This is a genomic window from Desulfosporosinus paludis, from assembly GCF_045689965.1.
GTDB lineage: Bacteria > Bacillota > Desulfitobacteriia > Desulfitobacteriales > Desulfitobacteriaceae > Desulfosporosinus > Desulfosporosinus paludis.
Genome location: NZ_CP144211.1, coordinates 14035 through 35804, shown reverse-complemented (window position 1 = coordinate 35804; position 21770 = coordinate 14035). Strand labels below are relative to the sequence as shown.

Sequence of the window (21770 nt, the reverse complement as noted above, 5' to 3'; positions counted from 1 at the left end):
AACAAACAAGCCTTTAATAGTCTCTTCTTTGATCCTCCCTGTGTTACATGAATTTTCACCTTCTATATATATATGTGTTGCAAATCCAGCAAACCGACATGGCAACCGTTCCGCAATTGTCCAGATGCCGTTTAAAAGTATTTTCACAATGCCCGCAAACAATAGTTCCAGTTAAAGCATATCGATTTGTGTATTTCTCCCTTTCACCTTCCATGTTTCCTTTTGACTTGGCCCGCGTCGCCATCAATTCCTGAACTTTTTCAAAATCATCTCTACTAATAATGGCTGGGTGACTATCTTTCACATAGTACATTGGGGCTTCGCCATTATTTTTCTTCCTATTATGTAGGGCCGTTGTAATGGTTTCTTGTAGGCGAGCATCACCGCAGTACTTCTCGTTCTTCAGGATGTCTCGGATGCTTGATTCAGCCCATTTAATCTTTCCGGAGATATTTATCACCTCGTCAGCTTCAAGACCTTTGGCTATGTGGGAAGCTCCCAGACCGGAAAGATAGTCCTTGAAGATTCGTCTCACAATGGCAGCTTGTTTTTCGTTAATAATCAGGTTTCCATCTCGGCCTTTGTCATACCCTAAGAAACGTTTAGTCGTAACTGAAAACTTCCCTTTCTTAAAGCGGCGTTGATTACTCCAATGCATATTTTGGGAGATGGAAGCCAATTCTTCTTCGGCGACTGAGCTTAGAATGGATAGCATTAACTCACTTTCGGCGGTTAGAGTATTGATAGCCTCTTTTTCAAATAAAATTGCAATCCCAAGTAACTTAAGTTTACGTACGGTTTCCAAACAATCTTGAGTATTCCTAGCAAAACGACTAATTGACTTCGTAATAATCAAGTTAAACTTTTTATTCTCAGCATCCTGTACCATTCTCGTAAACTCTGGTCGTTTTGCTACATTCTTGCCTGATATGGCGTTATCGCTATAGATTCCGGCAAATATCCAAGCTGGATTGCTGTTTATATAGGATGTATAGTGCTGGACTTGGACCGAGAAACTTTCCTGCTGCTCGGCTTGGTCCGTTGAAACCCTTACATATGCGCAAACTCTAAGTTTTTTAAGATGTTCATTAAATACTGGGGCTTTCTCAATCGTTCGTATCTTTTTCATGTGCCTCATCTCCTTCCTCAACTCATTGATTTAGCAAGGCTTGTGGGAACATATTCCTGTCAAAAAATATCCTACGCCCGGTGAAACTCTCCGGGTGTAGGACATGATAGCTCTGTATAGGATGGATAGCAAGATGATTTTGAAGCATAACGTGGGTATTGGTAGTTATAACATTAATCTACTTGTTCCCATATACTTACACCACATTGTAAGAATAATCCGAAATACATATTGCCTACTTACATATTGGATTTCATTTAACTTACTTGAACAATGCATGATAAACCATTAATGTTATAACCGCTAAAATTATTATCCATGAAGCTGGATGTGCCCAGTTGTTTGTCTGCCCCAGTCCATTTGCTTTTGGAACCAAAAAATTAGCATCATCTGCGTTATAATAGATGAAATATTGGTTGTGCGTTCTTCTATACTCGTCAACCTCTCCAAAAGACCATTTTCTTTTTGCCATGTTTCCCTCCACCTTAAAACGATGTTAGTTTCATATCAAACCATATTTTGCTCTCATTATGGCATATAATTGAATTAACTGACCTCTATGATCTATCTTTCCGCTTGTTCGATATAAGCAATCGAAAGCCGACTTCTCCTTAAAGTAAGGAAAGCCGGCTTTTTGATTAGTGTTGATTGTCGGATTCAAAAAATAAAGGAACCTAACCCAACGGTCCCATAGTCACACAGTGCCACTGTTATACCGTATAACAGTGTAACAACATCTAGGCAAATTCATGTTTATGAATTCACACAAAAACAGGGCTGGTTTAAATAGCTTTCACATTTTGAGACAGACCCATTCTTGCCCAATGTACGAGTTTCAAATTATGCCACGTAGTTGAGAAGACTTCCGCTTGTTAAAGTGGAATGAGTACTCTGCTTCTGCTGCATGTACGATTCGATTGCATGACTCGGAGCTTTACTCGTGGCTTGAGTTACTTCCTGTTCGGCAGCCCTTCTTGCTAACTCGTTCTTTTCCTGTGATGCGGTAATCGTACCCTTTGAAACCAGATTGTTCATTGCTTGTTCTGTTAAACTGGAGAGCACTGGTGCAGCCGTACTTGCACTTGCAGCCGTATTTGAATTTGCAACCGTACTTGAACTTGTACCCGTACTTGCACTGGTGGCTACAGAAGCTGTGTTCGCATCACTCGGCTTAGTTTCAGTGTCTTGCGAAGACGACTTACTCCCTACTGAAGCGGCTGCCTTTGCCTGCGTGCTGATTTCTACCGTATCCGTTTTCGCGCCTTGGCTGCCCTGAGCAGCTTCTTTTTCGCTTTCAGAGTCCTTAGTTGTTGAAACTCCGTTTGTAGATGCGGAGATTGTGCTCGTATTGTAACTATAATTACTGGTTATCCCTGATATCATTCATTTTCACCTCCTTTCCCAGTTTACGATGAGCAAAATCTTAAACGAATACCCAAAGTTGTATTCAAAAACGGCCATTTCGCTCATCCCTTGGGAGCGACCTGTAGATAAAATGGCGAAACCTAACAGGGAACATATTCGTATCCTAGAATTTTCAGACACTTGTTTGCTTGAGAACTGAATTGAGCAGTATCCTGCGAAGTACTACTAACAGTGCTAGTGCTGTAAATATTTTGCTGACTACTATTAGCCTGTAATTGGAATTGAGCCAGCAACATAGCATATTGGCTTATGGTAGTTTTACTGCTTATGGGTGATAACTAATTAAAAATCTTCCTTTCTATGCACAACGATATCAGTGTTATTCACTTTATCTGCAGTTGTCAATTTTAGACTCAATTATCATATCGGCTTATAAATATAAAATAATATAGGTTTAACAGAATCTTGATAAGATTATCACAAATAATTCATAGGAGAAAGAGGGGCAAGCTGTTGTGGAGCTTAACATACAGTTTTTATAGGACTAAGTATGTTATTTTAGTTATGTTTCTCCTGATTCATGCAATCCTGTAATTGTTACAGTTAAACAAACGAATGTGGTGCATCCTGGAACCTTTGATTACCAAATTGCAGCACCTGGCCAGTTGGAATATTCGAATAGCTCAAATCGGATTTTTCCAATTCAGCCCCGCGTAAGTAAAGATACAATCTCGATAGTTGGCATGAACAAACTCCCTTTTAACCATGATCTTATTTTTTGTAATAGTTATAATCCTACTTCGTATGTTACTGCGAATGCCGTCCAACACTTAAAGTGGTGATTGAAGGGTTCAAGAATAATTGGAAGTAACTACGAGCTATGTGATGTTATCGACAACATTGACCTTATAAAAAATCAATTCTTGCCCATGCCTTCCATGTGAACTAAATACTAATAGCCCTAAGAAAAAGTTGGTTGGAGTTGTTAAAAGAGGCTCTTGAGAGGCCACAAAACATGGACTTTATTTGTGTAAACGTCAAAAGCGTCAGAACAACTTGTTCCAACGCTTTTGACGTTATTGTCTTATTTTGTTAAGATAGCATCTTCTTGAGCTTGAGTAATAGTCCCTGCTGTGACTAGTTTATCTAAAGCTGTTTTTAAGCCGTTGTTCTCTTGATGTTGAGGCGTAGCATTTACAATCGCTGTCTCTTGGTCTGCGGTAATGGTTCCTGCGGTGACTAAGCTGTCAAGAACGGTTTTCATATCTGTCTTTGCACCACTTTGCCGAGCTGTTTGCAAAGCTGATTGGATAGCTGTTTCTTGGGCTTGTGTAATCGTTCCTGCGGTTACTAAGCTATTTAATGGATTTTTATGAGCTTTACCCATGTCGCCTTGTCCTTGACGTTGTGGCATAGCGTTCGTAATTGTCGTTTCTTGGCCTGCGGTAATCGTTCCTGCGGTGACTAAGCTGTCAAGAACGGTTTTCATATCTGTCTTTGCACCACTTTGCCGAGCTGTTTGCAAAGCTGATTGGATAGCTGTTTCTTGGGCTTGTGTAATCGTTCCTGCGGTTACTAAGCTATTTAATGGATTTTTATGAGCTTTACCCATGTCGCCTTGTCCCTGACGTTGTGGCAAAGCGTTCGTAATTGCCGTTTCTTGGTCTGGGGTAATGGTTCCTGCACTAACGAGGCTGTCAAGAACGGTTTTCATATCGGTTCTTGTACCACTTTGTCGAGCTGTTTGCATAGCACTTTGAATTGCTGTTTCTTGGTCAGCAGTAATCGTTCCTGCAGTTACAAGACTATCGAGTGGATTTTTACCATCCCTAGGACCTTGTTTCCCTTGGTCATTAGCTGAGCGTTGTGGCATAGCATTTACAATGGCAGTTTCTTGGTCTGCGGTAATGGTTCCTGCACTAACGAGGCTGTCAAGAACGGTTTTCATATCGGTTTTAGTACCGCTTTTCATAGCTGTTTGCATCGCACTTTGGATTGCAGTTTCTTGGTCTGAAGTAATCGTTCCTACGGTTACAAGACTATCTAAAGGATTAGAACGTTGAGGCATAGTTGCTTTTAGAGCATCATTAATGGCGGTTTCTTGAGTAGAGGTTAAAGTTCCTGAAGATACCAAACTGCCCAAACGGCTTTTTAATCCTCCGTCAAAACCTCTTGCATGAGACATTTTGTGCATTTGTTGGTTTTGAGCTGATGATTGACTCATGGTTCCTGCTAAGACAGCAGACGAGGATAACAGGGTAATAACGGCTGTGGCAATAATAATTTTGTTTGATTTAATTAATTTCATGAAATAAACACTCCTTTAAAATAATTTTGAGATGCCCTAAACGTTTTTAAGCAATGTTTGAGGGTTGCAACTGCACTAAGCCCAGTGATGTATGTAATAATTATCTGATGACATTATCATAGTACAAAATTGTCTAAATCCCATGACGTTTGTATGGAGAAAATGTGAACATAATGGAAAGTGTTGAGCAGACAAGCGGTCTTTAAGTTTCATATGAATTTGACTTCTTTTTTCACACGCAAATACTTGTAAGGTTTATGGGGTAACCATTCTCTTATAAGAACTTTCTTCTCAATTTGGCGCATGAAAACGTTATTTTCTAGCTAAGTATAATGGTGTCATAAACTTTAGAAATTGCCATTCTCCTTAATGGATGTCTTAGAGCCTTATTCGGTATTGGACAATCCATAATAAATCTTATCTCGAAAACAAATAACTCTACGGAGCGTTTATTGAAAAACTCCGTTCAATCATTACAATTTATTCAGGAGGTTGAGACAATGCAAAATATAAATGTTGGCAACATTATTCGTAAATTACGTACAGAAAGAGAAATGACGCAAAAACAACTTGCGGATAAAATGAATATTAGTGATAAAACCGTTTCTAAATGGGAACGTGGTTTAGGCTGTCCCGATGTTTCTCTGCTCTCGGAACTGTCCGACCTCCTTGAGGTTGATATCAGTAAACTATTAAGTGGCGATTTAGCCCCCAATGACTTTGTAGGAGGAAATATGAAAAAGACAAAATACTATGTCTGCCCTGTGTGTCATAATATTTCACTTTGCACAGGTGAAGCAGAAGTATCATGCTGCGGCAGAAAAATTGAACAGCATCAAATGCAAAAAGCCGAGGAAAATGAGATGCTTTCTGTTGAAGTAATCGAAGAGGACTGGTATATCACAGCGGCTCATCCAATGAACAAAGAACACTATATATCCTTTGTCGCATTTGCAACCGGCGACCGGGTTCAGATTATCAAGCAATATCCCGAATGGGATATGCAACTTAGGATACCCAAAAGAGGTCATGGGATGCTTATCTGGTACTGTACAAGGCACGGATTATTTTATCAATTAATATAAAGGAGTTTAAGTATGAAATTTATTGTTTTTAATGGAAGTCCTGGTGCGTCAAGTAGTAGTACCAATGTAATTGCACAGGCTTTTTTAAGCGGAGCAAAGCGAGCAGGTGCTGAAACCGAAAATATATTTTTGATAGAGAAAAATATTGGGCACTGTAAAGGCTGTTTTTCATGCTGGTTTAAAACACCGGGGAAATGCGTTTTACAAGATGATATGCAGGGATTACTTGAAAAGTATAACTCTGCCGACGTTGTGTGCTTTGCTTCTCCGGTCTACACATGGAACATGACCGCAGCTTTAAAGAATTTTATTGACCGTCTTGCACCTCTAAAAAGCCCTTTGATAATAAATAAAAATGACAATTTTGACCTAGTCGATTCTGCTCCCAAAACACAGCAGTTTATGGTGATTTCAAATTGTGGTTTTCCGGGAAACAACAACTTTGAAACGATGAAAGTTGTATTTAAGTCTTGTAATCCTGTTTTGGAGATTTATCGAAACTGTGGCAAGTTACTGAAAAGCAAGGACGAAAAAATCAAAAGCGTTGTTGATGATTATTTGAAAGTTGTTGAGCAAGCAGGTTTTGAAATGGCAACACAAAATAGCATTTCAGAAAAAACAAAAGCAGGACTCCAAAAAAAGCTTATGTCTGTTCCTGAATATGTGAAATACATCAGAATGTAGCATTTAGAGATTCTGAGCATAAAACGAAGTTACGTCACTATTGATTATGACGTTCTAAAAGAGGGAAAAAGCAAGAGCCGTCTCCTATTCGACGACTCCCTCCATATTTTAACTTTCAATAATCCTACGAATGCCGTCCAACACAAGGTGGGGCGGCATTTGTACTGAAGGGTTTAAGAATTAGCAGAAGTTGATTTTCGCAAATTAAGCCAAACCATTTAATGGTTATTTAATAACTTGCAACTCTATCGGCACTCTGAATTTTATGTTTCGAAGCCGTCTATTCTTTTAACTCTGATAAAATTAACAATGGTTGTAATAATAACTACGCATAATGATAAACAACAAACTATTGACAAATATATTCCTATACAGTTCATTTCTTGATTATTGGCTTTTCCATTGAAATAAAGGGGAATTGTTATCAAAACAAATGTTAAAAAAGGCATTACCTTATTCAGAATTGATACGGGAAAATCCGATAAAATAAATAAAGCCAATCCCACAACTAAAAGTAGTAAACATAATGGAGTGATGAATATAAAGCCTAGAGGGTCGGGTTGATACCATGGTGAATTTTGAAAAGTAGCTGTGAAAATAAAAAACAATAGCACCAGTATAAATGCCTCAAAAGCGTTTAAGAAGATAAATCCAAAATATCGGATTTTTCCCACCACCTTATTTTATTAATCAATGACTTTAATTAGGCATGGTCAATTTCTTCACATTATCTACGTCGGGTCGCGAATTAAGAATAATGGGTATTTGATTTTATCCCTTTTAAATTGATAAGCTCCAGTGCCTAGGACGAGCAATAAATGGAGGTAATTTTGTACTAATATCTCCCTTTGCCGCGTTAATCTGGGCTTGGGTAAGAAAGATACTCTTGCTAAGGTCAGCACCTCGAATGTCTGCATCTCGGAAATCGGCCCCAATGAAATCGGTACCATTTAGATCGGTTCCTCCAAGATCGGCAGCAATAAGGTAAGCCCCTCTTAAGTTAGCTCCCCTGAGGTCAATACTTCTAAGGTCAGCACCAATAAGGTCGGCTCCGCGACTGAAGGTTTTCCTACGTCTTTGAGGACTCTTCCGTTCTTGAAAAACTTGATTTCTTACAAGTTCACTAGCCCTTATAAGTAGAGTATTAACCTTTGCTCGATGCTCTGCCACATCGAGTTCCATTAGAAAATCGAGTCTAAGATAGGTGAGCCGTTCTATTTCATCAATCATTAAGCTAAGATCACTGTGTATAGGGCTAGTTTGTTTTAGCGACAACGCTTCTGTGAGATACCACAGCAACTCATGGAGTTGCCGCATGATTAAGAACACTTCAAACATTTGTTTAGAGGATGATGGCACCTTCTGCCAGTCTTGTCCAGCGAAGCTCACCTGAGCGACCTTTTGACCCGCACCAAAGCACTCAAAAGCAATACAACCTTTAAGTCTATCTTCTAAAAGGCTATTATGAACACAACAGCGAAATTCTTGATTCAAGTTAGGGCAAGGCTCACCAGCGTCTTTATTTTTGGGGAAACCTTCTGACGCAGCAAAGTAGAGAGCAACACAACACAAACCGAAACAGTGTTCACAGTCAGAACGTAGATTGTTACGATACAGGAAAGATGAATCTATATCTTTTTTTAACAAAATTATCTCCCTCGATAAAAATATTATTTAATGTATATTATCCCATATTGGGAACGAATAAGAACTATGCGAAGTTCGAACTTCGGATTTCTTATCGACTCGGGAAAGGGACTACGAAAAGAAAAATGACCGGCATCTGCAATCTGCCTGAAAGTAACTAGTAATTCATCAGGAATGCTCTTTAATACAGTTTCGGCATTCCATGCAGGCGTGATTGGTTCATGTTCCGCTGTTAACATAAGGATAGGGATTGTTATATTATCCAAACCATTCATGAACCAGCCAGCTCCAGGAGCAAGCAGAACTATTGCTATAATTCTTGGGCCAGGAGCAGTTTCTATTTTATTACTACTCTTGTTCTTGGAATGCCACCTGCCAATGCGAGAGCTGTGTACCCATTGAATGCCCTTTGACTACTCATAGTATCTCTCCTTAAATGCTATAGTATTTATAATAATTGTTTTCGTAAAGAAACGCCCCACTTTTGTAAAGTTTGGCGGCTCTATTTTTATTTTAAAACCATATCCAGTATTAGACAATCCACTAATCTAAAACGCATAACTCTACGGAGCGTTTATTGAGAAATTCCAGTTCATTCATTACTATTTATACAGGGAGGCAGCGACAATGCAAAATATAAATGTTGGCTACATCATTCGTGAATTGCGTACCGAAAGGGGAATGACGCAAAAACAGCTTGCGGATAAAATGAACATCAGCGATAAAACCGTTTCTAAATGGGAACGGGGTTTAGGCTGTCCCGATGTTTCTCTGCTCTCGGAACTGTCCGACCTACTTGAAGTTGATATAGGCAAACTATTAAGCGGTGATTTAGCACCCAATGACTTTGTGGAGGGAAATATGAAAAAGACAAAATATTATGTCTGCCCTATGTGTCATAACATTTTACTTTGCACAGGTGAAGCCGAAGTATCATGCTGTGGTAGAAAAATTGATCAGCAGAAAATGCAGAAAGCCGAAGAAAATGAGATGCTTTCTGTTGAAGTAATCGAAGACGACTGGTATATCACAGTGGCTCATCCAATGAACAAAGAACACTATATTTCCTTTGTCGCATTTGCAACCGGTGACCGTGTACAGATTATCAAGCAATATCCCGAATGGGATATGCAGCTTAGGCTACCCAAAAGAGGTCATGGAATGCTTATTTGGTACTGTACAAGGCACGGATTATTTTATCAGTTAATATAAAGGAGTTTTAGGATTTGAAATTTATTGTTTTTAATGGAAGTCCTGCTGCGGCAGGTAGTAATACCAATGTAATAACACAGGCTTTTTTAAGCGGAGCAAAGCGAGCAGGTGCTGAAACCGAAAATATATTTATAATAGAGAAAAATATTGGGCACTGTAAAGGCTGTTTTTCATGCTGGTTTAAAACACCGGGAAAATGCGTTTTACAAGATGATATGCAGGGATTACTTGAAAAGTATAACTCTGCAGACATTGTATGCTTTGCTTCTCCGGTCTACACATGGAACATGACTGCGGCTTTAAAGAATTTTATTGACCGTCTTGCTCCTCTGAAAAGCCCATTGATAGTAAATATAAATGACAATTTTGACCTCGCTGATTCTGTTTCCAAAACACAGCAATTTATGGTTATTTCAAATTGTGGTTTCCCGGGTAACAACAACTTTGAAACGATGAAAGTTGTATTTGCGTCTTGTAATCCTGTTTTGGAGATTTATCGAAACTGTGGCAAGTTACTAAAAAGCAAGGACGAAAAAATCAAAAGTAATGTTGATGATTATTTAAAAGCCGTTGAACAAGCGGGTTATGAAATGGCAACACAAAATAGCATTTCAGAAGAAACTGAAGCAGAGCTTCAAAAAGAGCTTATGTCTATACCTGAATATGTGAGATACATCGGAATGTAGCATTTGGAGATTTTTAAGGATAGCACTAAACCTTCGCGCCAGCAGTTTAGTGCTATCCTACTAACTTTCTTTAAACCTGGGTCTATTAGAACTTCCAATTATTAGCCTAATGTCAATCGTTCCTGTAACATTATACTTTTCCGCATTTTTTGTTGATTCCCTCAGAAAGAAAAAATTTTCCATAAACAAAGTTAAAGCTTAACGATCCAAATTAGACCTCCTAGCTTTAACTTTGTTTATGGATTCGGCTCACTAAATGGGTCTTTAGTGAAGTTAAAATAAAAATCCCAATCCATTTTAAAAATTTGATTGGGAGTAAAGAAAGAGTGATATAATATTATTTGTCTACAGTGAAATTAATTAAATTTTATCGACTGAACTATTTGATTCAAGTCAGTTATATCATCATTACTATCATATGTTAAACAAATAGCAAGGCCATAACCTTTTTGAACTGTGGCATATAACTTCTGATAGACCACCTTCGAATCATTAATCTTAAGAGCAACCTCTAATACTTTAAAATCAACGCCCCCAATATTTTCTGTATAAACATCTTTAGGGTATACAAATTTGAATGCTGAGCTATCCAGATCCTTTTTTGCTTTATTTAGATAATCATCACTATTTTTAATACTTGAATCTATTTTATCCGCTACCATTTGAAATAGTTGATTATTTTCTTTCCCTAATGCATACTTGTTTGTAAATAAAAGGTATACTTCATTATAACTAGACGCGTCTTGAGAATTACTCACATTTACATTTTTGTTAGTAGAAATTTTTTGAGTTAATTTCTCATTATCAGCCACTAACCAATTCTCCGGTATAGTAATTGTTATACCAAAATATTTGTTTGTATAAGTTTGTCCATTTATTGATCCAAAATCCAGAGCTTCAGCGGAATTAAAAACCCCCTGAACTAGTGGAGAAGGTACAACAGCCTCACCGCCAAAAACAGTAACACTTGATGGAGAATTTCCCGTTTTTAAAAAGTTTCTAGTAGAATCAGGGAGTTCACCTTTAACCAATACCACAGCTCCATTGTTTTTTGCCGCATATACAGCACCAGCTAAAGCATCTGCAAAATTTTCTCCTGTAGCTAAGCATAGTTTATCGTGCTGATAACTATCCGTAAATCGATTTAAGACAGCAATATTCCGATCGTATTTATTTTGACCTAATATTCTTTCAGGGTTAGGAAATTTGCTAACTACATTATCGCTGATTAGAGATTGATCACCAATTACATAAGATTTTGTAATAGTTTTCGAATTAATATAACTCTGAATACTACTTGTTATATCAGCTTTAGGTACAAGAATTATTGGCATTTGCTTTTCGGCAGCTATGGGGCCAATAGATAAAGCATCTGCATAATCGTCCCCAGTAGTTACTGCAACTTCTTTTACGTCACCTAATTCTTCCGCAATTTTTATTGCGGTATCATATTTATCTTGACCAGCTATTCTTTTTACAGAATAACCCGCCTTTGTAAGTTGATCCTCCACATTGGTCGAAATAACTGCCGTTCCACCTATTATGTAAACAGTCTTTACCTTGAGATCCTGTAGAACAGTGTTTGTTTTAGGGTTTAAAGAATCCTTATCGGTCAGAAGTATGGGAGCATTAAATTTTTGGGCAAGGGGAACTGCAGCTAAGGCATCTGGATAATTCTCACCATAGGCCAACATTGCATAATCAGACTGCAGCCATCCTGTTTTAGCAATTTGAGAAGCTGTTTCATACCTATCATAACCAGCCAATCTGTTCAATGTGGGAATTTGAGACGCATAAGCTGTGCCTATCGATGTAAGAAATAAAATGATCAAAAAAGGAAAAATAATAAGAACTTTTTTTCGCATAATTTGCATCCTCCATCGCTTTATATTCCAATTTACTACTTCTTTATTACTTCCTAATTCCCTTCTAATCAATTTTTAAAAACAATCAAAAATTGACAGTTTAGTAAAAATCTATTTTTCTCTTAGTATGAATCATTTTGACGAGTATTTTGATTGATTACAAGTCAAATAAAATAAATCCCACCCTTCGTTAAACTCCCTTTATTGAGTCTCAAGGAAGCTACTATTTTCTCCATCCCTAGGGGATGGAGATTTCCAATTATTAGCCTAATCAGTAATATAGATTTTGCGCGGTTCGATAATTGGGTCTTTAGCGAAGTTAAATTGATACATATTTTTATTATGAAAAAAGAGTAATTACCTATATGACCGAAGAAAAAACGAATTAGTTCGTTAATTTATTGATTTCAGTTTCAATAGCTACATAATTATTTTTATTAGAAAGGGAGTAAAAATTTCGGAATGATTTCCACCAAAATTTCAAGTTTTCTTTTTCATTATTTAGATTTGAATTAAAGCTGTTAAGTGGATATTCTATATCAAATTTTTGTAAAGACTTATGGTAACTTTGCAGTGAGAAATAGTCTTGAGCAGAAATTTCCGGCAAGATATTTAACATATTCGAATTCCATTCTGATTCAGACAAAATTGTGAATTGATCATCTAAAGAGTATGCAGGAATCTGATCTAATTTATTTTCGTCTAAATTTTGGATTATTTGATTTGATTTCTGATATTTATCCCTCGATAGGCTATCCATATGATTTAATTCGAGTAATATCAGCTTTGCTGAGTTTTTTAGTTTTTGATTTGTTTGATATTGGTTTATATACATGGCACTTGAGAATGAGAGTACTGCTACAATAAACATAGAAATAAAGCTCCAAACAACTGGATGTTTATTAACAAAAGAAGATATTTCAGTTTTAGACACATTATTTTGAATCCTTGACATAGGCAAGCTCCCTCCTATTGAATATCTATCAATTCAATATACTGTTGTGTTCAAAAAAACTTCATAAATGTGTTAAGGGGGTAGAACCAAAAATAAGGTAACTACCTTTTCAATTATTACGGACAAATATTATGCGGCTTATTCTTGTTTAGTGATAGGAGTTCCTTTCCTAATCCTACAATGCACGACCTGTATTTCAAACCTTTTCTTCGTGTACTGGTAGGTTATTCTGCATGATAAGATAATATATATTCCTCTAAAGAAATTTGTTTCATTCGTTAAACTCCCATTTAGCGAGTCTCATGTAAGCTACAATTTTATCATTTTAGGGGGATAGTAATTTCTAATTATTAGCCTTATCAGCAGTTAGTTCCTTCTCTTGTCATAAACATAATGAGCAAATACAAGACTAATAATATTGCTTAATTTCATCTAAGAGTTCTTCTTCGTTTCTGTTGTCATGAACATAATCCATATATTTTTTTCGACCAGTTTTTAAATACGATAACCATCCCTGTAATGAGGAAATGTAATCATCATCTAATGATAACAACTTAGAGTATTTACCAACATATATATTACCTGCATCCCATGATTCGTGTCTTACTGGGAATAAATATCCATATCCCTCATCTTTAATTACCTTCGCATAGCCATCTTCGTCAATAACAAGTTGATTATGAACTCTATCATCCGCTTTCTGCATTTCTTCCTCTATTTCATGTTTAGTAAATAAATGGGTAGGTTTACCACACTTAATAAGTTTTATTGAAATACAGTTTTCATATTCCTCTAAAGGTAATTGACCACTTTGATGAAGAAAATTATTTATAACTTGTTGAAATTTATCCTTTAGACTTATCGCTTTTATCCTATCACACATATAATAACACTCATCATCTAAGGGTGACTTTAATTCTTTTATATAACCATCTTTGCAAATATACATTAAAGGTTTTCCAAGAAAATCAAACAAATCTCCATTATCCGGACCACTAAATTCAAAACAGAACTTAACTTTTGGTGATAAAGTCTTCTCAGATTCTAATACCGCACTAAAACACCATTTACTATAATTGTCTTTTATATATTTCTTGCTCTTTTGTTCCTCAGCAATTTTCAGCTTTATTTCAGCTGCATCAACTAGATTATCTTTATCGGAACTAAATGGATTTTTATTAAATACTCTCAATCCGAGGATTCTTCGCTCAATTTCATCATCACTTGCATTCCTTAATTGTCCATCTTGTTTTACTTTTGTATAAATATCGGAATATAACGTTATTAGCTTATCGATATAATTTCTAAAATCCGAATTGCTACATAATCCATGTCTACCATCGTACGTACCGTTTATTCCATTATATGGACCGCTTTTCATGACAATTAAAAATTTCCCTCTAATATAACGGCACACTGTTTTATACCCCTCTGGCAGGGGCTCTCCTTTGTCATAATCATAGACACCATATTGAGCGCATGAAGCAGATACATAATGTGCGGGCATATCTTCAACCAAATACTCATAACTAACCACATCGTTTTCTTCAAATATTGGATTCAACTTGTCAAGTTCGAGCAAAAAGTAATTCCATTTATAATTCTCGTTAAATCCTTCATAACACAAACATTTTGGTTTAACAATAAAGCAACTACCATGTCCATCATATAAATTAATACAGCCTACTTCACTTGCTAATTCTGCATAACAAAAATCCAGACCTCCTCTGTCAGAAAAAAGCATATGATTATATGCAGGAGTCATTCCCACAATGTTTAATACCTCGACTATGTTATTAGAATTTCTCCATGCTGAAGATTCCGGCGAGTTTGAACCAAATAGCTGTTTATTTAGGAAATTCCAATCGCTTGCCTGAGCTTTGTCTTCATCACAATAAATCTCAATCCAAACATTTAACCTTTCTTTAAATTCTTTTATAGTGGGGCGCAAATTTGGATTATTATCGGTAGCATCTTTAAGCAGCTCATCTAACTCCACAAGGTGAGTGCTTTTATATTTCTCAATATATCGCAAACTGTGGCTTGGATCTAAATAATTATATACACCGTCAAAGCCTCTTTCATCTCCAGAAAAGAACATCCACAACGTCTTTGCAAGTGAAAAAACATCAGCTTTCTTACCATTCGCATGTTTGGGATCTCTTTTCATTTCTGGTGCGATAGTAAATATGGCACCTAAGCCTTTATCCGATCGAGTAAAGTCATTAGGGTTATCTGGAAAATCCACTAAGCCAAAATCGCCCAAAGAGAATTTATCATCATATAAATAGATATTTGAAGGTTTTATATCTCTATGAGATATTCCTTTTTCATGCAATCTTACTAATGTCTCCGAAAGTTGAACAACCCCTGAAACTATTTCCTTTATTGATTTATCTTTAAGATAGCCTTGTATTTTAACCGCTATCGGCATAGTGTACCAATATTCTTCTTCATTTGAAATAATAATTGGAATAATGCCAGAGATGATAGATGAATTTTCTTTTGCTATATTTAATTCATCTATAAATCTGGCTTTTTTCTCAGTGCTTTTATTATACAACTCCTTCAGTGCAAATTCTTTAACGCTGCTTTTTTCTTTTACATGATATACTTTAGCATTGCCACCCTCGCCAAGTTCTTCTATAATGTCAAAATCATTATGCCAACTGTTTAGTTTTTTCATTACAAATACTCCTCTCAATAGAGCTAAAAAGGCAATGAAGCGGCATCTTCAACTTCCCATAATTGCAAAAATTGCAAGTATCCTGAGCACTCCCATTATCAGCCTAGCTTGTATTTGAATAACGGGAAGCTTTTATTTCATGCAGATACAGTTTAAACATTAGAGGAAGTTGAATTGGCGTAATTATTCGAAGATTGCTGTTCGAAGGTTTAACAGCCAATGGTACTTACCGAGTCATTTCTTCAATACCAGTAATATACCATAACCGCCAGCCCAACTCTTTTAGCTTTCTATGTAGCCAATCCGAATGGCATACCCATCTAAAGATAATAGGCTGGCGGATATACGCTTCACGCATCGCTTCTCTAGTTGGTGATGCGATACGCTCAAACCGTAAGACCTCATCGCCATTTTCATTTATCCAAACATATGGGGAGGCACTACTTGGCACACAGCGCAGAAGTTTTTGCCACGCTGATGAGGGAGCAAGTTGACTGTTCCCAAAGCAAATCCTGATTTTACCACCTATCCGATTGAAGAGGTTGATTCCGCCACGAAAGATTGATGTATCTTCTGTCTCATCAATAGCTCCTTCCATAGCAAGCAAACCAAAGTTACCTAAACACCAATCAAACCGATTGTCGCGGTAAGAATTAAGTGTTGAGCATACCTTTGCCGTTTTTATGAATACAGCCCCGTCCTCATGTCCCCAAGGATACCAGATGTAAGTAGCAAGCAGAGTATCACCTCCGGAAAGATTTTGGTGTGCGATTTTTGAAAGCTGCACCTCATTAAGCCCTTGCGTTGGCCGCTTTCCGTAGGAAGAAGCGGATGCGTGTGGAAAGCACTCTTCATCATATACAATTTGCGGCATGTCTGTCAGAATAAGGGGATCTTCCGGAGGAACCAATCTAGATTTTTTACTTAGCAACGGAATCCCATTCCATCTGCCGTGTTTCTCTTCTGTATATAGGACTGTGTTTACTTCTGGATTAAGTGCAGGTATTCTTATATCTCCTGTTTCAATATATTCGTCGTCAACATACACTTCCTTGGCAGAAAACAGCGAGATGTATCGCCTGATTCCATTGGCAATTTGGGAAGAGCAACCGTGCTCTTCAGTTAGAGAAAGAAAGTTTTCATAAATACTCGACTTATCGGAGTATCCTGAAATTGGGAGGGCACAGTCAGGTGATTCTGCACTACAGCAAACCGAATTTCTATCAATTTTACGTTTGTTCATTAATAGTAAAAGGCTGTGAAGGTAATATTTCCGAGACAACAAATTACATGCTGTATATTCCTCTGCAAGCGTATCATACAGCTTGCTCAAATCGACACCATCATAAACCCAACGTGTAATAATTAATAGCAAACAGTCTTTTTGTACCTCGGAAAATCTTGACCACTCCGTTGAAATGATGCCAATGATGAAAGTAATGTGTTTACCCAAGATGTGAAGTGCAAAAATTGCTGCTTCCATCTTACGCGCATTTTGGGATTCTGCCTGTTCTAGTAAGATATACAGAGCCATTTCTGCAAGCGTCTTAGGTGAAACGAAGCATTCTTTGGGATAATCGAATTTATAGTCTACAGGAATATGGGCATTTCCTGTAATCCATAACTCTTGCGTAGCCAATTCTTTCTCAAACAGCATCTTCATCTGTTTAGGATTGCTACCGTAATATAGTTTGAGCAGTAATTGCATATTGCGTACAGATGTTTGATAGTCATAATCAGATAAATGATTACCAATTGTATGTGTTAAAGTCCAAAAAGCACCTTCTCCTAACACTGGCAACAAAATGTCTATGATTCCATCATATCTCTCGTATTGCCACTCCTTTCCATCCAAATAGGTACATACACTTTCCAAAATTGATTTCATATTTTCAACTGAAAGCTGCCCTTCGTTGGTTAACCTGTCGAGAATAATTCGATACCGCTCCTCGGAATGTAGCAACACAGGAATGCTTGACACATGTGTAAGTAAGTCTTCGATTGTGCTGGAATCATATTCTGCTTGTATTGCTACAATCTCGTCAGCTTTTCGCTCTGCATAACTGTCCGCTTTGGGCTGATAAGCAATTTCCTTGGACTCATGATCTATTATAGTCATCCATTGTGGCGTGAGCATTAACACAGTTTCTCTAAAGTCCGTGTCGAACTCATATGCCTTTTTCAAACAAGCGTTATAAATGCACTTAGCACCCATTCGTTCCTTTTGCGTATACCAAGAGTGAATTCCGCAGCTGAGCAACCATATTACTTTGAGATCTGCGCTGCAATTTGCCACCTGAATATGTTCAAAAAGTGCGTGGTATATCAAATCTGGGTTGATACGGAACTCATTGTTCCAAGAGTGCAATTCCCAGAAATCATCAAGACCGCTGCATACGGCCGCTTTCATGATGCTATTACGAATGTCATAAGCATAGTGATTGTTGGATATTTCTGCAATTTTAGATTGCCGGTAAAGTCGAGATCCAGCTTCACGCCAAAGCGAAGGGTCATTTGTTGATATGCTTTCGAAACATTCCGATAGCCCCTGCATGGCATATTCTTTAGAGCCCATATAACTAACAACATCCCATTTGATTTGAGCTGTAAAGCTTTCCATCATTTCTGGTTCCACAAGTTCACCGTAAGGACGGAAAACATTATGCATTTCCACCTTGTTTTCCGCTACACTAATTTCACTGCAATTATCACCGTACAAGGCAAGAATGTACTCTTTAATGATATAAAATTTATTATGCCGCTGAAGATAATCAAGGATATAGGTCTTATAGTACATGCCAATATTTTCAATTTCAAAGAGGTGCGTTTTAAGATCAGCAATAAAAGCGTCCTCATCTGCCAATGCCTCACTGGCGGGGCTTTGAAGTAACGTAAACAAAAGGAACTTTCGAGCTCTAGAGTAATCATGCCGCCTCCAAAGTTTGGTGGTTAAGAACCACTTTGTGAATCTCACAAGTGCTTTAGAGGCTGTTGCGGTGGAATCCCAATAGTACTTGCCTAATAGACACGCAAGTTTTGAAAGTTGTGAAATTTGATTTAAAACAGGTTCCTTTTCGTCGAGGGCAGAATAGCTGTTGCTCACATGACCACAAACGACAGCATCATCCAGTGCCCGTTCACGGTGCCCGTGTAAAAATGCTCTGAGAATGATTGCAAAGCTTGTTTCGTCATATACGTGTTGTATCGGTTTTGATGGTTCTAGTGACGTTGTGTCAAAACTTATATCGTGTTGACATGTAACCAGCATTGCCATTGCCAGTAGATTTGTAGATGGTTTGTCTGGAACGGCAGATATCTTTGACAGATATTGTTCAACCTTATTTGTATACCCACTATAGAATATCTTCTCTAGCTTTTCTGCAAAGCAGTATTTGGGCACATAACCGCTATTAGTTGCCATTACAGCATAATCAATCGTCCCTCGATCGATACTGCTTTCAAAATATGCCTCTCCAAAGACAATTAAAGCGCGGCGTTGTAATTTTGAATTTGGAGTGTCAATAGCTGTCAGGCAAATATTTAACTCTGCAGCTGTTTTACCCCAATGTTGCAAAAAGAGACCCACTTTATCTGTCTTTAGTTTCCAATCTTCGTCTTCGGGCACGCTACTTTCACACACCGGCACAAACGAATAAGGTGATACAGAACTGAACCATTTACTATATAGCGCCATGGCTCGAGTTAAACACGCCTGCGAACCTGTTACATAGAGTTTTTTGCATAAGTCCAGTACTTTTTTATATTCGCTAAGATTCTCTGATGTTATTGGAAGTACTCGAATTTCTGAAATATCAATTGAAGAGATTTCAGGATAGTCATCGGAGGTATACTCCCTTCCATAATATTCAAAGTACCGCATATGCTGGTATAAGCTTTTTACAGCAAGATAGGTATTAATGTATCCCTCCATATCGTGATTGGAACATGCTGCTTTGTAAGAAAGATGTGCAAAGTCATCCAGTCGTTGCTTTGAGATTCCCTCTGCTAAAGCGTTAATAACGAAACTAGACGTAAAGTATTGGGGAATCAGATTAGTTTTGTTTGCGCATTTTAGCAAGGGAATTGCATTGACATATGTTAAGAGCCCTTCGTCATTTCGCAAAAGATCTTCAGCTAATGCCAATGCTATCTCCTCATAGCGCTCGTGATATCCACTGATAATTCCCATAAGGAACACACGGAAGTCATTGTGGAAAAGTGAATACTCACCATCTTCGCCGCATGGTACAATTAGCGGATATAATTTATTTAAGATTAGCTTCCAGTCGTTTTCGTTTACGGCATACGGGAGTGCTCTTGCCAAGATTCTTGCCTGAACGTGACCATTCATAAGCAAAATGGGACAAGCAACAATACTCTCAGGTAAGACAGCGGGCAATCCCATATTGAGAATCTCGCTTTTCATGTGATTCCAGATGTGAGAATAGTATTGCTGAACATCCGAAGTAATACCGCTTGCACTTAATTTAGCTATGGCATCATTTAACGAACCTATTTCTTTGATTTCTTCAATTGCAAATACAGTCGATAAGTTGTTGCCTTCTGTGCATTGAAATATAAAGCTGGCAAGTCCATCTGCTACAGTTTCAAACCTCGGCACACTGGAGAGAATCAGTTGTTTTATGTCATTAACACAAAGTTTTGGCATATCAACGCGCTCAACATCATCATTCGACAGCCAAATTGGATACTGCGCTTGATAAATTGCTGAAGGTTGTCCTACAATAACAAAGCATACACCATTGGGAATCTCGCTGGGTAATGGGAGCGATGTCAAAAAAGAAACACCGCTATTCGCCCGCGCAGCATGATCTATTCCATCAATACATACATACACGCATTTATTTTGCACTATAGAATTCTCTGCCAAAATGCCCAGTAGGCGACAAACATGGCTGCGCATCATTTCCACAGTTAAAAGCTTGTTATTGACCGGGACGCTGTATTGAGCCAACTTCCCTTTTAACTTCTGCCGGAGCTGAATCAGAAGAGTGCCCCATAAGTTTTCGCTGCTGCACATACCGGCATCCACATTGTAAAAATGCTGCTCTGGAGAAATTGGTCTAAATGTATGGTAACGCAAAAAGAAGAAGTTTGTGGTTGACTGCAAATAACTAATTGTACTTGTTTTTCCAGAACCGGGATCTCCAGAAATGAAGACCACTTTTTTATTAGTTGTAGCAATCTGCTGTTCCAGTTCCTTGCAGAAAGCCTGCCTGCTTTCAAAGAAGGGATATGGTGGAGCTAATCTGTGCTGACTTTCGTTAATGTCTTCTTCTGTGCCAAGCGTGGAATATATATCTTCAATAGTCACGCGTTCATCACTTCGTCTAGATGTCGTCCACAATCGGAGTGCAAAAACTAATTTACCAAACAGTTCACTGGCCATACCCTTACTACAAGAGAAAGCTTCAGCAAGTGCGGAAATCAGTGACTGCTCCATATCTTCAAGACCAAGTTGGTTTCCCTGGACTGATAACTCTTTTATAAATGGAACAATATCACCAGCATTAGTCACGCAGAGGGCATTACACATTTCTTTCCATTGAGTAGTTAAATCATCATCTGCGAATGACAACTTTGTATAATCTGAAATCCCTTCAAGACTTTGATTAAGCGATGACAAAAACTTATCAATTGGATATGCACTGTATTTATGATCATTGAAAGTACGACCCGCCCTGCTAGTACCTAAATTACGGTTGGTAAAGAGAATTGGCTTAATTGCCCTTTCACCTGTATTAGAGGCTTTTATCCATCCAGAGAAGATAGCATCCAGCAAGCATTTACTGGATGGATTGTCCTTGTCCTTCTCAAGTAGTTTACCGAAGGTTAAATTATGCTGTATAGATGTTGCTATCTCATGTTTGACCTGATAGCAAATTTTCTTGGTGCCATCTTTGTATTCTACGACAACATCATCAATCGTATTATAAGATGGATGTTGAAAAATAACACATTCTATCCCTAAATCCGGGTTGAGCATCTCGATGACATGTTTTAGCCCAACGTACCATTCAAACCAATAGGGATCTCCAATTCCAGGTGTGGGCATACAGTCACCTTCCCATTTTTCTGTTTCGCGTATTACAAAGATTGATTTTATCGTATCACTTTATTTGCTTTT

The 21770-nt window shown here is 37.7% G+C and carries 13 protein-coding genes; 4 read left to right on the top strand and 9 right to left on the bottom strand.

Annotated features, from left to right (window positions below; genetic code table 11):
* Positions 1–55: 55 nt before the first annotated feature.
* The 4 genes from VZF35_RS00135 to VZF35_RS00120 all read right to left on the bottom strand — a co-directional run bounded on the left by VZF35_RS00135 (position 56) and on the right by VZF35_RS00120 (position 4802).
* Positions 56–1129 carry a recombinase family protein gene (locus tag VZF35_RS00135; RefSeq protein ID WP_407309859.1) on the bottom strand — a complete coding sequence of 358 codons (1074 nt, stop codon included), beginning with the start codon at positions 1127–1129 and terminating at the stop codon, positions 56–58.
* A 262-nt stretch (positions 1130–1391) separates the two neighbouring features.
* The gene (locus tag VZF35_RS00130; protein WP_407309857.1) at positions 1392–1601 is read right to left on the bottom strand and encodes a DUF5808 domain-containing protein; all 210 of its coding nucleotides are present in this window, start codon (positions 1599–1601) and stop codon (positions 1392–1394) included.
* Between the two features lie 368 nt (positions 1602–1969).
* Positions 1970–2512, bottom strand: coding sequence for a hypothetical protein (locus VZF35_RS00125; RefSeq protein ID WP_407309855.1), 543 nt, complete (start codon positions 2510–2512; stop codon positions 1970–1972).
* Between the two features lie 1066 nt (positions 2513–3578).
* Positions 3579–4802 (bottom strand): hypothetical protein, encoded by a 1224-nt coding sequence (locus VZF35_RS00120; protein WP_407309853.1) that lies wholly within the window; start codon positions 4800–4802, stop codon positions 3579–3581.
* A gap of 500 nt (positions 4803–5302) precedes the next feature.
* On the opposite strand from VZF35_RS00120, the gene VZF35_RS00115 reads away from it, so the two are divergent.
* Positions 5303–5887, top strand: a complete 585-nt coding sequence (locus tag VZF35_RS00115) for a helix-turn-helix domain-containing protein (RefSeq protein ID WP_407309851.1) — start codon at positions 5303–5305, stop codon at positions 5885–5887.
* 12 nt (positions 5888–5899) lie between these two features.
* Positions 5900–6571, top strand: coding sequence for a flavodoxin family protein (locus VZF35_RS00110; RefSeq protein ID WP_407309849.1), 672 nt, complete (start codon positions 5900–5902; stop codon positions 6569–6571).
* A gap of 780 nt (positions 6572–7351) precedes the next feature.
* Here VZF35_RS00110 and VZF35_RS00105 read toward each other — a convergent pair.
* A complete protein-coding gene (locus VZF35_RS00105) occupies positions 7352–8218 on the bottom strand; it encodes a pentapeptide repeat-containing protein (RefSeq protein ID WP_407309847.1) in 867 nt (288 codons plus the stop codon).
* A gap of 627 nt (positions 8219–8845) precedes the next feature.
* Between VZF35_RS00105 and VZF35_RS00100 the strand changes: the two genes are divergently transcribed.
* Together VZF35_RS00100 and VZF35_RS00095 are read left to right on the top strand one after the other, a co-directional pair.
* Positions 8846–9430: a helix-turn-helix domain-containing protein gene (locus VZF35_RS00100; protein WP_407309845.1), complete on the top strand. Its 585-nt coding sequence runs from the start codon at positions 8846–8848 to the stop codon at positions 9428–9430.
* A gap of 14 nt (positions 9431–9444) precedes the next feature.
* Positions 9445–10116 (top strand): flavodoxin family protein, encoded by a 672-nt coding sequence (locus VZF35_RS00095; RefSeq protein ID WP_407309843.1) that lies wholly within the window; start codon positions 9445–9447, stop codon positions 10114–10116.
* Positions 10117–10472: 356 nt separating this feature from the next.
* Here the strand turns inward: VZF35_RS00095 and VZF35_RS00090 are convergent, their stop codons facing one another.
* The 4 genes from VZF35_RS00090 to VZF35_RS00075 all read right to left on the bottom strand — a co-directional run bounded on the left by VZF35_RS00090 (position 10473) and on the right by VZF35_RS00075 (position 21698).
* Positions 10473–11981: a cell wall-binding repeat-containing protein gene (locus VZF35_RS00090; RefSeq protein WP_407309841.1), complete on the bottom strand. Its 1509-nt coding sequence runs from the start codon at positions 11979–11981 to the stop codon at positions 10473–10475.
* Between the two features lie 385 nt (positions 11982–12366).
* Complete coding sequence (locus tag VZF35_RS00085) at positions 12367–12936, bottom strand: hypothetical protein (RefSeq protein ID WP_407309839.1); 570 nt, start codon at positions 12934–12936, stop codon at positions 12367–12369.
* Positions 12937–13345: 409 nt separating this feature from the next.
* The gene (locus tag VZF35_RS00080) at positions 13346–15622 is read right to left on the bottom strand and encodes a protein kinase domain-containing protein (RefSeq protein WP_407309837.1); all 2277 of its coding nucleotides are present in this window, start codon (positions 15620–15622) and stop codon (positions 13346–13348) included.
* A gap of 226 nt (positions 15623–15848) precedes the next feature.
* Entirely contained in the window at positions 15849–21698 is a 5850-nt protein-coding gene (locus tag VZF35_RS00075; protein ID WP_407309835.1) for a hypothetical protein, read from the bottom strand.
* Between the last annotated feature and the right edge of the window lie 72 nt (positions 21699–21770).

What these genes read in the sequence shown, in the direction of transcription:
- VZF35_RS00135 (WP_407309859.1), bottom strand. Translation starts at nt 1,129, where the DNA reads ATGAAAAAGATACGAACGATTGAGAAAGCCCCAGTATTTAATGAACAT.
- VZF35_RS00130 (WP_407309857.1), bottom strand. Translation starts at nt 1,601, where the DNA reads ATGGCAAAAAGAAAATGGTCTTTTGGAGAGGTTGACGAGTATAGAAGA.
- VZF35_RS00125 (WP_407309855.1), bottom strand. Translation starts at nt 2,512, where the DNA reads ATGATATCAGGGATAACCAGTAATTATAGTTACAATACGAGCACAATC.
- VZF35_RS00120 (WP_407309853.1), bottom strand. Translation starts at nt 4,802, where the DNA reads ATGAAATTAATTAAATCAAACAAAATTATTATTGCCACAGCCGTTATT.
- VZF35_RS00115 (WP_407309851.1), top strand. Translation starts at nt 5,303, where the DNA reads ATGCAAAATATAAATGTTGGCAACATTATTCGTAAATTACGTACAGAA.
- VZF35_RS00110 (WP_407309849.1), top strand. Translation starts at nt 5,900, where the DNA reads ATGAAATTTATTGTTTTTAATGGAAGTCCTGGTGCGTCAAGTAGTAGT.
- VZF35_RS00100 (WP_407309845.1), top strand. Translation starts at nt 8,846, where the DNA reads ATGCAAAATATAAATGTTGGCTACATCATTCGTGAATTGCGTACCGAA.
- VZF35_RS00090 (WP_407309841.1), bottom strand. Translation starts at nt 11,981, where the DNA reads ATGCGAAAAAAAGTTCTTATTATTTTTCCTTTTTTGATCATTTTATTT.
- VZF35_RS00085 (WP_407309839.1), bottom strand. Translation starts at nt 12,936, where the DNA reads ATGTCAAGGATTCAAAATAATGTGTCTAAAACTGAAATATCTTCTTTT.
- VZF35_RS00080 (WP_407309837.1), bottom strand. Translation starts at nt 15,622, where the DNA reads ATGAAAAAACTAAACAGTTGGCATAATGATTTTGACATTATAGAAGAA.
- VZF35_RS00075 (WP_407309835.1), bottom strand. Translation starts at nt 21,698, where the DNA reads ATGCCCACACCTGGAATTGGAGATCCCTATTGGTTTGAATGGTACGTT.